13 protein-coding genes, 1 tRNA gene and 1 other RNA gene are annotated in these 11,624 nt (G+C 70.3%); 12 read left to right on the top strand and 3 right to left on the bottom strand.

The annotated features are described in order from the left end of the window. Nucleotides 1-142: 142 nt before the first annotated feature. From ABZU74_RS05555 to ABZU74_RS05515, 9 genes are all read left to right on the top strand, one after another. Nucleotides 143-658 carry a PadR family transcriptional regulator gene (locus tag ABZU74_RS05555; RefSeq protein WP_091393967.1) on the top strand — a complete coding sequence of 172 codons (516 nt, stop codon included), beginning with the start codon at nt 143-145 and terminating at the stop codon, nt 656-658. 121 nt (nt 659-779) lie between these two features. Further along, the gene (gene prfB, locus ABZU74_RS05550; protein ID WP_355418823.1) at nt 780-1,901 is read left to right on the top strand and encodes a peptide chain release factor 2; all 1,122 of its coding nucleotides are present in this window, start codon (nt 780-782) and stop codon (nt 1,899-1,901) included. A gap of 118 nt (nt 1,902-2,019) precedes the next feature. Further along, nucleotides 2,020-2,700 carry a cell division ATP-binding protein FtsE gene (ftsE, locus tag ABZU74_RS05545; protein WP_030331491.1) on the top strand — a complete coding sequence of 227 codons (681 nt, stop codon included), beginning with the start codon at nt 2,020-2,022 and terminating at the stop codon, nt 2,698-2,700. A 67-nt stretch (nt 2,701-2,767) separates the two neighbouring features. Then, nucleotides 2,768-3,643 carry a permease-like cell division protein FtsX gene (gene ftsX, locus ABZU74_RS05540; RefSeq protein WP_334497951.1) on the top strand — a complete coding sequence of 292 codons (876 nt, stop codon included), beginning with the start codon at nt 2,768-2,770 and terminating at the stop codon, nt 3,641-3,643. 217 nt (nt 3,644-3,860) lie between these two features. After that, nucleotides 3,861-4,340, top strand: coding sequence for an SsrA-binding protein SmpB (smpB, locus tag ABZU74_RS05535; RefSeq protein WP_112582503.1), 480 nt, complete (start codon nt 3,861-3,863; stop codon nt 4,338-4,340). 104 nt (nt 4,341-4,444) lie between these two features. Beyond that, nucleotides 4,445-4,820, top strand: a transfer-messenger RNA (tmRNA) gene (ssrA, locus tag ABZU74_RS05530). A gap of 71 nt (nt 4,821-4,891) precedes the next feature. After that, nucleotides 4,892-5,566 carry a hypothetical protein gene (locus tag ABZU74_RS05525; protein ID WP_355418820.1) on the top strand — a complete coding sequence of 225 codons (675 nt, stop codon included), beginning with the start codon at nt 4,892-4,894 and terminating at the stop codon, nt 5,564-5,566. Between the two features lie 148 nt (nt 5,567-5,714). Then, a complete protein-coding gene (locus tag ABZU74_RS05520) occupies nt 5,715-6,224 on the top strand; it encodes a hypothetical protein (protein WP_355418819.1) in 510 nt (169 codons plus the stop codon). A gap of 45 nt (nt 6,225-6,269) precedes the next feature. Then, entirely contained in the window at nt 6,270-7,223 is a 954-nt protein-coding gene (locus ABZU74_RS05515; protein ID WP_355418817.1) for a hypothetical protein, read from the top strand. A gap of 12 nt (nt 7,224-7,235) precedes the next feature. Here ABZU74_RS05515 and mdlC read toward each other — a convergent pair whose 3' ends face one another. After that, nucleotides 7,236-8,831: a benzoylformate decarboxylase gene (gene mdlC / locus ABZU74_RS05510; protein ID WP_355418815.1), complete on the bottom strand. Its 1,596-nt coding sequence runs from the start codon at nt 8,829-8,831 to the stop codon at nt 7,236-7,238. A 322-nt stretch (nt 8,832-9,153) separates the two neighbouring features. Here mdlC and ABZU74_RS05505 point away from each other — a divergent pair, with 322 nt between their 5' ends. Together ABZU74_RS05505 and ABZU74_RS05500 are read left to right on the top strand one after the other, a co-directional pair. Beyond that, entirely contained in the window at nt 9,154-9,744 is a 591-nt protein-coding gene (locus tag ABZU74_RS05505) for a YqgE/AlgH family protein (RefSeq protein ID WP_112582369.1), read from the top strand. 88 nt (nt 9,745-9,832) lie between these two features. Beyond that, nucleotides 9,833-9,905: transfer RNA gene (locus ABZU74_RS05500), tRNA-Ala, on the top strand. A 90-nt stretch (nt 9,906-9,995) separates the two neighbouring features. Here ABZU74_RS05500 and ABZU74_RS05495 read toward each other — a convergent pair. Together ABZU74_RS05495 and ABZU74_RS05490 are read right to left on the bottom strand one after the other, a co-directional pair. Then, nucleotides 9,996-10,256 (bottom strand): YciI family protein, encoded by a 261-nt coding sequence (locus ABZU74_RS05495; RefSeq protein ID WP_355418813.1) that lies wholly within the window; start codon nt 10,254-10,256, stop codon nt 9,996-9,998. A 183-nt stretch (nt 10,257-10,439) separates the two neighbouring features. After that, the gene (locus ABZU74_RS05490; RefSeq protein WP_030490864.1) at nt 10,440-10,562 is read right to left on the bottom strand and encodes a 50S ribosomal protein L36; all 123 of its coding nucleotides are present in this window, start codon (nt 10,560-10,562) and stop codon (nt 10,440-10,442) included. A 124-nt stretch (nt 10,563-10,686) separates the two neighbouring features. On the opposite strand from ABZU74_RS05490, the gene ABZU74_RS05485 reads away from it, so the two are divergent. Further along, entirely contained in the window at nt 10,687-11,598 is a 912-nt protein-coding gene (locus ABZU74_RS05485) for a lytic polysaccharide monooxygenase (RefSeq protein WP_355418811.1), read from the top strand. Nucleotides 11,599-11,624: the final 26 nt, after the last annotated feature.

Below are 11,624 nucleotides of genomic sequence, written 5' to 3'. Positions count from 1 at the left end.
CGCCGGCGGACGCCCGGAGGTCGCAATCCATCGATAGTCCTCAACGGACAGTCTGCCGCCGACAGTGCACTTAGGAAGTCCTGTTGGGTGGCAAACCGGCAAATCCTGGACGCCGGGTTCGCAAAGTGGCAGCGTAGTGGGCATGGCGGATTCCGGAGTCAACCCTACGGCGGCGGCCCTGCTCGGCCTCCTCCACGAGGGCCCGATGACAGGCGGTCAGTTGATGGCCGCCGCTGAGCGCCGTCTGGCGCCGTACTGGTCGATGACCCGCAGTCAGGTGTACCGCGAGTTGCCGGTGCTGGCTGAGCGGGGTTTCGTGCGGCTCGGTAAGCCGGGCCCGCGGATGAGCCAGCCGTACGCACTCACCGCCAGCGGAAAACGGACGTTTTCCCGCTGGCTCGCGGAGAACCCGGGGCGGGACACCATCCGCAACCCGATCGCGCTCCGGATGGCGTTCGGCAACCTGCACTCCGCCAGCCAGCTCAAGGGCCTGTACGCCTCGGCCAACGAGTACCACACCGAGGCCCTCGCCCAGGTCCGCGAGCAGGTGAAGAACGCCAAACGGGACGGCGAGACGTACGACGCCAGCGCGCTGGAGTTCGCCGTCGCCTACCACCGGGCTGCCCTGTCGTGGCTGAAGTCCGCCCCCGTCGGGTGACCTGCGGCCAGTTCGCGCATCCACAACGAGCGGGGCGGCCTGCGAAGGCGCTGTGTCACTTTCGCGCGGACCTGCGGGGCTCGCAAGCTCACTGCTCGTCCGCGCAGTACGCTTGTCTGTCGTGACCGCTGCCGATTACGCCGAACAGCTCAAGGAACTCGACGCGACCCTGCGAAACATCGAGGCCGTCCTCAACATCGACCGTCTGCACGAGGACAAGGCCCGCCTTGAGCAGGAGGCGTCCGCCCCCGACCTGTGGGACGACCAGGCCAAGGCTCAGCAGGTGACCTCGCAGCTGTCGTACGTCAACGGCGAGATCAGCAAGCTGGGCAGCCTGCGTTCCGGCCTCGACGACGCCCAGGTGCTGCTGGAGCTGGCCGAGGCCGAAGCCGACCCGGGCGTGCTGACCGAGGTCGAGTCGGAGATCACCGGGCTGACCAAGGCCATCCAGGAGATGGAGGTCCGCACCCTGCTCTCCGGCGAGTACGACTCCCGGGAGGCGCTGGTCGCCATCCGGGCCGGTGCGGGTGGCGTGGACGCCGCGGACTTCGCCGAGATGCTGCTGCGGATGTACCTGCGCTGGGCGGAGCGGCACGGCTACCCGACCGAGGTCTACGAGACCTCGTACGCCGAGGAGGCGGGCCTGAAGTCGGCCACCTTCGCGGTCAAGGTGCCGTACGCGTACGGCACGCTCAGTGTCGAGTCGGGCACCCACCGGCTGGTCCGGATCAGCCCGTTCGACAACCAGGGTCGTCGGCAGACCAGCTTTGCGGGTGTCGAGGTCCTGCCGGTCACCGAGCAGACCGACCACATTGACATCCCGGAGAACGAGGTACGAACCGACGTCTACCGCTCCTCCGGCCCGGGCGGGCAGAGCGTCAACACCACCGACTCGGCGGTGCGGCTCACCCACATCCCCACCGGCATCGTGGTGACCTGCCAGAACGAGAAGTCCCAGCTGCAGAACAAGGCGTCCGCGCTGCGGGTGCTGCAGGCCCGACTGCTGGAGCGCAAGCGCCAGGAGGAGCAGGCCAAGCTCGAAGGGCTCAAGGAGAACGCGGCCGGCTCGTGGGGCGACCAGATGCGCTCCTACGTCCTGCACCCGTATCAGATGGTGAAGGATCTCCGAACTGAGCAGGAGACCGGCAATCCGAGCGCGGTCTTCGATGGCGACTTGGACGGTTTCATCGAGGCGGGCATCCGTTGGCGCAAGCAGCGGCAGCTCGCCGGCGACGGTGCGTGACGGGGCGCGGGCGGAGCGCGTCGTCGATCTCCAGGTAGAAGCCTGATTCGACGACTCGCGCCGGATCGGCGGGGCGTGGGGCTTGGCTCAGTTGTTACACCGCGTAGACTCACCACCCGTGATTCAGCTTGAGCAAGTGACGAAGACGTACCCGAAGGCGTCCCGGCCTTCGCTCGACAACGTGTCCGTCTCGATCGAGAAGGGCGAGTTCGTCTTCTTCATCGGTCCATCCGGCTCCGGCAAGTCCACGATCATCAAGATGCTGCTGCACGAGGTGGCCCCCAACAAGGGGCGCGTCGTCGTCAACGGCAAGGACGTCACGTCGATGCGCTCCTGGAAGCGACCCCACTTCCGGCGTTCGATCGGCTGTGTCTTCCAGGACTTCCGGCTGCTGCCCAACCGCACCGCCTACGAGAACGTGGCGTTCGCCCTTGAGGTGATCGGCAAGACGAAGGCGGTTGCCCGCCGGGTCGTGCCGGAGGTGCTGGAGCTGGTCGGGCTCGGTGGCAAGGAGCACCGCTACCCGCACGAGCTCTCCGGTGGTGAGCAGCAGCGGGTCGCCGTCGCCCGGGCGTTCGTGAACCGTCCGCTGATCCTGCTGGCGGACGAGCCCACCGGAAACCTGGACCCGGACACCTCGATCGAGATCATGCGTCTGCTGGACCGGATCAATCGCACCGGCACGACCGTCGTGATGGTCACCCACGACTCCAACATCGTGAACCAGATGCGCCGCCGCGTCGTTGAGATTGAGAGCGGTCGCATCGTGCGTGACCAGGCCCGCGGCGTCTACGGGTGAGCCGGCGCTCCACCCCTGCGCAGCCTGACGACGAACACCTCATGCCGGAGACCCGGAGGAAATCCCGATGCGCGTGAAATACGTCCTGTCCGAGGTACTGGTCGGACTGTGGCGCAACGTGACCATGTCCATCGCGATGATCATCACGATGGCGGTCTCGCTGACCATGCTCGGCGCCAGCGGTCTGATGTACCGCCAGGTCGACGACATGAAGGACCTCTACTACAAGAACATCGAAGTCTCGATCTTCTTGACCCAGGAGGTGACCGAGCAGGAGCGCACCGACCTCCAGACCAAGCTCGACAGCGACCCCCTGGTCAAGGACGTCCTCTACGTCAACAAGGACGAGGCGTACAAGCGCTTCAAGGAGATGTACCAGGACGCGCCGGACCTGGTGAACGCCGTGAAGCCGGACCAGCTGCCCGAGGCGTTCCGGCTGAAGCTCAACAACCCGGAGCAGTACAAGGACGTCTACGACCAGTACAAGGACACGGCGGGCGTCGAGGAGATCATCGACCAGAGTCGACTGCTCGACAAGATCTTCAACATCCTCACCTCGATCCAGAACATCGCCCTGGCCGCCGCCATCGTGATGGCGATCGCCGCCCTGCTGCTGGTCGCGAACACCATTCAGGTGGCCGCGTACAGCAAGCGGCGTGAGGTGGCGGTCATGAAGCTGGTCGGCGCGTCCAACTGGTTCATCCAGGCGCCGTTCGTGCTGGAGGCCGTGGTGGCCGGGCTGATCGGTTCACTGCTCGGTCTGGTCGCCCTGGTCGCGGCGAAGTATCTGCTCTTCGACGGGTCGTTGAGCGCGTTGCAGGGTCTGCTCTCGCCGATCACCTGGGGCGACATCCTGTTCATCTTCCCGTTGATGGCCGGCGTCGGTGGTCTGGTCAGCGCGGGTACCGCCTGGATCACCCTGCGCTTCTACCTGCGGGTCTAGGCACCGTACGGGTCGCCCCGTCGTCTCCCGGGGACCCTCCCGCGGCCGGAAATAAACGGCGCGGGAGGGTCCTTGTCAATGAGGCTTATTCGGGCGGCCCTGGCGATGGCACGGCCTGCTCGGCGGCGAGAGCCCGAATAAGCCTCATTCGGGTAGCATGATCGGTTGTCCGGCCGGGGTGAACCCGGCCGCGGACCAGGGAGAGGGGGTGGCGCCGATGCCACGGGAAAAGGGGCGCAAGGTGGTCGCCTCCAACAAGAAGGCGCGCCACGACTACGCCGTCCTCGACACGTACGAGGCGGGCATGGCGCTGACCGGCACCGAGGTCAAGTCGCTGCGGGCCGGGCGGGCGTCGCTTGTCGACGCGTTCGCGCAGGAACGTGACGGCGAGCTCTATCTGCACTCGATGCACATCCCGGAGTACACCCAGGGCACCTGGACCAACCATGAGCCCCGGCGTACCCGCAAGCTGCTGCTCAACCGGGCCGAGATCGACAAGCTCCTCGGCAAGACCCGCGAGGGCGGCTACACGATCGTCCCGTTGCAGGTCTACTTCTCGGACGGCTGGGCCAAGGTCGAGATCGCCCTGGCCAAGGGCAAGAAGTCGTACGACAAGCGTCAGGACCTCGCCAAGCGGGACGCGGACCGGGAGATCGCCCGGGTGTCCGGTCGACGCGGCAAGGGAATGGACGACTAGTTCATCCTGTTTGTCCGGGTCGGCGTGCCCGCCCGGGGCTCGGGATGAAAGCTGTTGCGCCAGGCGTTAGTCTTGTCAGTGCCGCCACATCGGCGGCCTGTCGAGGGGGTGACTGGTTTCGACTTCGTACGCAGCGACAGGGGAAGCGAGCCGAGGAAGCCGACGTCGTCTCGAGAATCGGTCGTCGGAAACTTATAAGCGCCAAGCACAATCGCGCTGACTTCGCTCTCGCCGCCTGAGGCGAGTAGCTAAGTCTGTCGGCCTGGGAACGCCTTCGTCCCAGTAGCCGGCATCAGCTAGGAGGCTGGCCAATCGGACCCGGTCGCGGGGTCCGTGCGGCGAGATTAATCAGCGACTGGGCCCGTCACACCAACTTGCTCGCGTGAGCGGTGGGGCCGAGTAGAGGCACAGCGAGCTGCGCTCGGAGAAGCCCTGACAAACCGGCGAAGGACCCGGGTTCGATTCCCGGCACCTCCACCACCTCGAACGAAGCGCCCCGGCCCACCAGCCGGGGCGCTTCGTTGTGTCGAGGGGGTCTTACGCTGCCTCCTGTGACCAACCAGGAGCTGCGCCTGTCGGTCGGCGCGTCGCCCGGTCAGCGCGTCGTGGCGGTGGTGGCCGGTGTCCTCCTCGCGGCGGTCGGCGCGGCGTTCGTGGCGCTGCCCCTCGTCGCCGACGGGCTGCTGCGTCGGCTGACCGGCCCGGGTGACGCGTTCGCCTCCTATGAGGAGGCTCGCGACCTGCCCCCGGGGTTGCTGCCGCCCGGGCTCCGCGACTCCGCCGACCCGCAGTCCGGTCCCAGCCCGTTCCTCGGCCTGTGTGGTCTGCCCTTCGTCCTGCTCGGCCTCTACCTCGTGCTGCGGGTGCTCCGCACGGCCGCCTGGCTGGACGGCAGCCGGGCACGGGTACGCGGTGCGCTGCGCACCCGCACCGTCGACCTCGCCACCGCCCGGATCGAGTCCGGCGTGGTGTCGTATCGCGAGGCGGACGACGATGGTCCGGCCGGCGGACCGCAGGTGCGGGGCCTCCTCGCCACCAACCGGGGGAGTACGCGGGCTGTCACCATCCCACTGCGCGGCATGGGGCTGCCCAGCCTGCCGCCGTCCGAGCTGCGGGCGCTGGCCGAGGCGATCACGACCGGTCGACCGGGCGACGGGCGGGACACCGACGCGCACGCTGTGGCCGAGCACCTGCACCGCCTGGCGGAGCGTCGGTCGACCGCCTGAGGTAGGCGTACGTTCCCACGGCACCAGTGCGGCTGGTGGGGCCGGTGGGACATACGGGGCAGATGAGAAGGGTCGGGGCCCTGGACAGGGCGGGCCGGGCAGCCTCACCATCGCGGTATGGGATAGCAAGCGCCGTGCGGGAGGTGCCATGGTCACCGGTCCGGTCCAGCAGCCGTCACTCGTCGCCCGGCCGCGCGTCGCGCAGCCGGCGGGGCTTCCCGCCGATCCACGTTCCCTCGGTCTGCCCGGCGAGCCGCGCCCTGCGGGCCTCGCCGGTGACGTGCACGCCCTCGGCCGTGCCGTCGCCGCCGCCAGCACCGAGCCGCGCTGGCGCGAAACCGTTCTCCTTCGGGTGCGTCCGGTGCGCCAGGGCTTCGCCGAGCACGTCCGGGCCACCGAGGGCCCCACCGGCCTCTACCGGGAGCTGCTCACCCAGTCGCCGCGACTGGACCACGGCGTGCGGCTGCTGACCCGGGAACACGCGGCGATCGTCGCCGCGATCCTGGCGGTCCAGCAGATCGCCGAGCGGCCCGAGGCGCACCCGGACGAGCTGCGACATCGGGCCGGGCACCTGCTGCGGCGGTTGGCCCGACACCGGCGGCGTGGCGCCGACCTGCTCTGGGAGGCGTACCAGACGGATCTGGGTGGCGAGACCTGAGCCCAGATCGGGAACCGGCCGGCCGGGGGACACGTCGAACCGTGCATGCGTCGATCGGCTCTGCTGCTCGTACTCCCGTTTCTGCTCACGGCGGGCTGTGCCGCGACCGACGCCGGTCCGGCCGACGGCCCGCGCAGCCCCACGCGCGGCGCGGACGCGTTCGACAAGCGGGCCGGTCAGGTCGCCGAGGCGTGGCGGCCCGGCCCCGACTGGCGCACCGGCTACGTGCCGTTGGAGGGGCCAACCCTGCTCACCGGTGACCCGGGCTTCACCCCCGACACCGAGGCGGCCTTCCGGGCCGGGTGGTACCGGGCGCAGGTCGGGATACCGCCCACCCGGGTCGGCGGCGAGATCCAGTTCCCGGACGGACGGCTGACGCTGCCGTTGGTCAGCGCCGCCGAGGCGTACCGGCAGCTCGACCAGGGTGACCCACTGCCCTGCCCGGGGCGACCGAAGCGGCCCGGCCGGCCCACCCCCGGCGGCCCCACCGTCGAACCAGGGCCCGACGGGTGGGCCACGAGCAGCACGCAGACCGCCTGTCTCCCGCTCACCGTCACCGGCGTCACGTTCGGCGCCGTGCCGGTCCGCACCAGCCGGGGTGTGGCGCAGGTCCCGGCCTGGCTGTTCACCATCAAGGAACTCGCCACGCCTGTGGCCCGGCTCGCCGTCGCACCGACGGCGGTCACCCCCGTCCCCGAGCCCACCGCGCCGGCCCAGCCGCTGCCGGACGGCTTGGTCGCGGCCCAGGACCTGGCAGCTGTCGACGGCGCCCGGCTGACAGTGCGGCTCGGCGTCGGCGCGTGTGACACCGGCATCACGCCGTTGGTGTGGGAACGGCCGGACGTCGTGGTGGTGGGCGGTGGCGTCACCCGGGCCACCGGCGAGTGCATCGCCCTGCTGAAACTGGAGCCGGTCACCGTCACCCTCGCGGCGCCGCTGGGGGCCCGACCGGTGCTGGACGTCTTCACAGGTGCCCCGTTGTCGATCGCACCGCGCTGACGCGGGACCGGTTCAGAGGATGCTGGGCACATCGGTGGTGATCGGCACCGGCAACACAGTGGGACGGTCGGCGCGCAGCCCGGCGGCGAGTGCCGCGCCGAGCTGATCGGGGGTCTCCACCACCTCGGTGGCACAGCCGTAGCCGGCCGCGATGGCGATGACGTCCAACCCCGGCAGGTCCAGGCCGGGCACCCCGGGAGTGTGCTTCAGCTCGGCGAACGCCTTGAGAATCGCGTACTGCTGGTTGACCGGGACGACGACCACCACCGGCAGTGCCAGGCGCGCGGCCGTCCAGAGTGCCTGCACCGAGTAGTGGAAGGAGCCGTCGCCGATCACCGCCACCACCGGGCGACCGCGCCCGGTGTCCCGCTCGGCCAGTGCGACGCCGACAGCCGCCGGAAGGCCGTAGCCGAGGCCGCCGCTGGCCATCGTGAAGTACGACGCCGGGCGGGTGATCCGCAGCTGACGACGCAGCGCGGACAGATTGGACGGTGACTCCTGGACCAGTACGCCGTCGGTCGGCCAGTGCGCGGCCAGGGCGGCGAACAGGGCGTCGGCGCTCAGTGGGGTGCTGATCTCCGGCGGGGGCGGTGCGTGCCGTCGCGTGGGAGCCGGCCGGTCGCTCGGCGGCACCCGTTCGACGAGCGCGGCCAGAGCCAGCCCCGGGTCGCTGAGCAGGCTGTCACCGACCGGGGCCCGCGCGGCCTCGTCCGGGTCGTCCGTGACGTGCAGCAGCCGGGCGCCCTCGGGCAGGTGCCCACCCGGCACGTACGGGTAGTAGCGAAACACCGGGGCGCCGATGACCAGCACCGTGTCGTGCCCGCGTAGTGCCTCGGCGAGCGGACCGATCGCGTACGGCAGCACGCCGCGGAAGTGCGGGTGGTCCTCGGGAAACACCGCCCGCTCGGGGGCGGGAGCCGACCAGACCGGCGCGGCGAGCCGCTCCGCCAGCGTGACCGCGGTCGGCCAGCTCGCGGAGCGGTCCACCCCCGGCCCGTACACGAGCACCGGGTTGCGGCTGCCGGCCAGCACCCGGACGAACTCCTCCAACCGCTGGGGGTCCGGTGCGAACCGGGTGGCCACCGTTCGCGGCGCGGGCGGCGGGTCGGCGGGCTGGGCCCAGTCGTCCATCGGCAGGGAGAGGAAGACCGGCCCGGCCGGTGGCTGCACCGCCGTCGCGTACGCCCGCAGCATCGCCGCGGGGATGTCCTGCGCCCGGGCCGGCTCGTAGGCCCACTTCACGTAGGGCTGCGGGAGCTCGGTGGGTCGGCGGCTGGTCAGCCGGGGTTCCAGGAGCAGCATCTCCCGGGTCTGCTGGCCGGCGGTGACGATCAGTGGGGTTTTGTTGTGCCAGGCGGTGACCAGGTTGCCCATGCCGTTGCCGGCGCCCGGGGCGGTGTGCAGGTTGACGTGGGCGGGCACTCCGCCGGCCTGGGCGTAGCCGTCGGCCATCGCGACGGCCGTCGCCTCCTGTAGCGCGTGGACGTAGTGGAAGTCGACGGGAAAGTCCTGAAGGAACGGCTCCTCGGTGGAGCCGGGGTTGCCGAAGACAGTTGTCATGCCGAGGGTGCGGAGCACGTCGTACGTCGCGTCCCGGACAGTTGCCATCGCCACCCGCCTCCGTGTCGCGGGCAGGGGCGACCGCGGTCGCCCTCCCGATCAGCCGAATCTATCGGGATGTGACGGACCTTTCGGGCGTTTCTCGGCCGTCGGTGGTCCCGATCCGTCGATCACCGGGAGGTCTGTCACCGGACGCATCGACCCTTCGTCTTAACTGTCCGATCACCCGCCGGTCAGACCTTAGCCAGCACCCAGGACGCAGGCTATGGTGCCAGGCATGGCGTTGACAGCGCGGCTGAACCCGATGCGCCGGGCGGATCCGGTCGATGACCGGCCCCCGGCGCGGGCTCACGGTTGACGGGTGTGTGGCATGCAGGGAGAGGGCCAGGCGATCGGCGGACGAGCGATGGAGTCGATGACCGGGCGGCTGCTGGTCGCGACTCCGGCGCTCAAGGACCCGAACTTCGACCGTACTGTGGTGCTGCTGGTCGCCCACGAGCCGGGCGGCGCGCTCGGCGTGGTGCTGAACCGGGCCACCGAAGTGCCGGTGGCCGAGGTGCTCGGTGACTGGAGCGACCTGGCCCGCCACCCGGCGGTGCTCTTCGAGGGCGGCCCGGTGCAACCCGACTCGGCCATCTGCCTCGCCCGGATGCGGCACCCGATGCGCCGGGTGAAGGGTTTCCACCAGGTCTCCGGAGCGGTCGGCACGATCGACCTCTCGGTCGACCCGGAGCGGCTGCGGGAGAGCATCGGCGGCATCCGGGTCTTCGCCGGCTACTCCGGCTGGGGCAGCGGCCAGTTGGAGCAGGAGATCGCCGACGGGTCCTGGTTCGTGCTGGACGGGCTGCCCGGCGACGCCTTCGTCGACCGGCCCGACGACCTGTGGCCGATGGTGCTGCGCCGGCAGGGCGGGATGATGGCCGCCGTCGCGCACTTCCCGCCGGACGTGGCGCTCAACTGACCCGGATCGGCGGGGGACCCCGCGAGATGACCATGCGGGCCCGTCTGTGTATAGTTTCCCAGTGCCCGGGCGACCGGGACAACAGCAAGGGGCCGTGGCGCAGCTGGTAGCGCACCACACTGGCAGTGTGGGGGTCAGGGGTTCGAGTCCCCTCGGCTCCACCCTTGAGAAACGCCCTGGTCGGGATGATCCGGCCAGGGCGTTCGCTGTTGCTCGTGGTTCCCCTTACCGGGGGCCGCCCTCCGCAGGCGCTACCGGATGATCGGTGACCACTCCCGTTGGCCGGTGATCGTCACCCCGGGGGTGCGGTAATAGGGGTCCTCGGCGACGATCGCGGCGAACGCCTCGGCGTCCGGGACGTCGAAGATCAGCAGTGCTCCGGAGTCGTCGGGGAACGGCCCTGCCATCACCACTTTGCCCTCCTGGTGCAGGGCCTTCAGAAGCTCCCGATGCGCCGGCCGGGCGGCGAGTCGGTCGGGTTCGTCGCCGAAGGACAGCTCCAAGATGAACACGGTTCCTCCTCACCGAGGGTGATCTCTCGAGGCACCCTAGTCGATCCGGCACGCCACCATCGTCCTGCCGCCGACGCCCGTCGGCGCTGGTCAGGGATCTCCTCCTGATCGGTGACGCGAAAACGCCCCGACCGGATGACCCGGTCAGGGCGTTGGCGACTGTATGTCCGGTTCGGGCTGGGATCAGCCCTGGCGGCTCTTCCACTGCGGGTTGGCGCGGTTCACCACGACCACCCGGCCGCGACGGCGGACCACCACCGAACCCGGCTTCTGCTTCAGTGCACGCAACGAGCTACGTACCTTCATCTCTGCCTCCTCGGTGCAAGCGGTTCCGAGTATCGAAACGCCACACCCACCCGCAGGATTCCCGGCCGGTCAGCGTCGAACCTTTGCCGTCCCTCAGCCGTACCAGTGGGCGGAGGTCACCCTCATGCCCGTACGCCGGCTCGTCGCCACGGTGCTGGTCGCTGCCGCGACAGTGCCCCTGGCCGCCACGCCCGCCGCCGCCTACGGCGCCCCGACCGACCCGATCAGTCGCGCGGCGGCCTGCGGCCCCGAGGGCCGGTACGCGGCCACCAGCGCCTGCCGGGCGGCGATCGAGGCCGGCGCGGCGGTACGCGAATGGGACAACGTGCGCGTCGCCGCGATCAACGGGCGAGACCGGGAACGGATCCCGGACGGTGAGCTGTGCAGCGGCGGACTGTCCGCGTACCGGGGTTTGGACCTGCCCCGCACCGACTGGCCGAGCACCGAGCTGACCACCGGAGCGAAGTTCACCTTCCGGTACCGGACCACCATCGAGCACCGGGGCACCTTCCGGCTCTACGTCAGCACGCCCGACTACGACCCCCGCAAGAAGCTCACCTGGGCGGATCTGGAGTCGCGCCCGTTTCTGACGCTGACCGACCCGCCGGTGCGGGCCGGGGCGTACCAGTTGGCGGGTCGGCTGCCGGCGGACCGCAGCGGCCGACACCTGATCTACACGATCTGGCAGAACTCCAACACCCCGGACACCTACTACTCCTGCTCGGACGTGGTGTTCCGTGGCGCCAAGGCCACCGCCACCCCGTCGAAGGCCGCCGCGACGAAGAGCGCGGCGCGTACCGCTGCGAGTGAGCCGGCGACCAGCGGCCCGGCGGTGGCGGCGGCGGCCGACCCGGGCGTGCCGGTGGCGTCGGTGACCGACCTCGGCCGTCGGTGGCCGATGCCGGCCGGTGCCGCCGCCGTGCTGGTCCTGGCGCTGCTGATCGGCGCCGGACGGCGACGCCGCAGCGCCGCCGCGCCGGTGGGCCGGCAGTGCGAGGTGCGCAACCACCGGGCCGGGCGGCGCCGGATCTGGTGACCCGACCCGCCCGGGGGCCGGCGGTA

It is taken from the genome of Micromonospora sp. NPDC005171 (genome assembly GCF_040608575.1).
GTDB lineage: Bacteria > Actinomycetota > Actinomycetes > Mycobacteriales > Micromonosporaceae > Micromonospora.
Note: the sequence above shows the minus strand (reverse complement) of the source record. Positions and strands in the feature narration are given on the sequence as shown.

What these genes read in the sequence shown, in the direction of transcription:
- ABZU74_RS05555 (WP_091393967.1), top strand. Translation starts at nt 143, where the DNA reads ATGGCGGATTCCGGAGTCAACCCTACGGCGGCGGCCCTGCTCGGCCTC.
- ftsX (WP_334497951.1), top strand. Translation starts at nt 2,768, where the DNA reads ATGCGCGTGAAATACGTCCTGTCCGAGGTACTGGTCGGACTGTGGCGC.
- smpB (WP_112582503.1), top strand. Translation starts at nt 3,861, where the DNA reads ATGCCACGGGAAAAGGGGCGCAAGGTGGTCGCCTCCAACAAGAAGGCG.
- ABZU74_RS05520 (WP_355418819.1), top strand. Translation starts at nt 5,715, where the DNA reads ATGGTCACCGGTCCGGTCCAGCAGCCGTCACTCGTCGCCCGGCCGCGC.
- ABZU74_RS05515 (WP_355418817.1), top strand. Translation starts at nt 6,270, where the DNA reads ATGCGTCGATCGGCTCTGCTGCTCGTACTCCCGTTTCTGCTCACGGCG.
- mdlC (WP_355418815.1), bottom strand. Translation starts at nt 8,831, where the DNA reads ATGGCAACTGTCCGGGACGCGACGTACGACGTGCTCCGCACCCTCGGC.
- ABZU74_RS05505 (WP_112582369.1), top strand. Translation starts at nt 9,154, where the DNA reads ATGCAGGGAGAGGGCCAGGCGATCGGCGGACGAGCGATGGAGTCGATG.
- ABZU74_RS05490 (WP_030490864.1), bottom strand. Translation starts at nt 10,562, where the DNA reads ATGAAGGTACGTAGCTCGTTGCGTGCACTGAAGCAGAAGCCGGGTTCG.
- ABZU74_RS05485 (WP_355418811.1), top strand. Translation starts at nt 10,687, where the DNA reads ATGCCCGTACGCCGGCTCGTCGCCACGGTGCTGGTCGCTGCCGCGACA.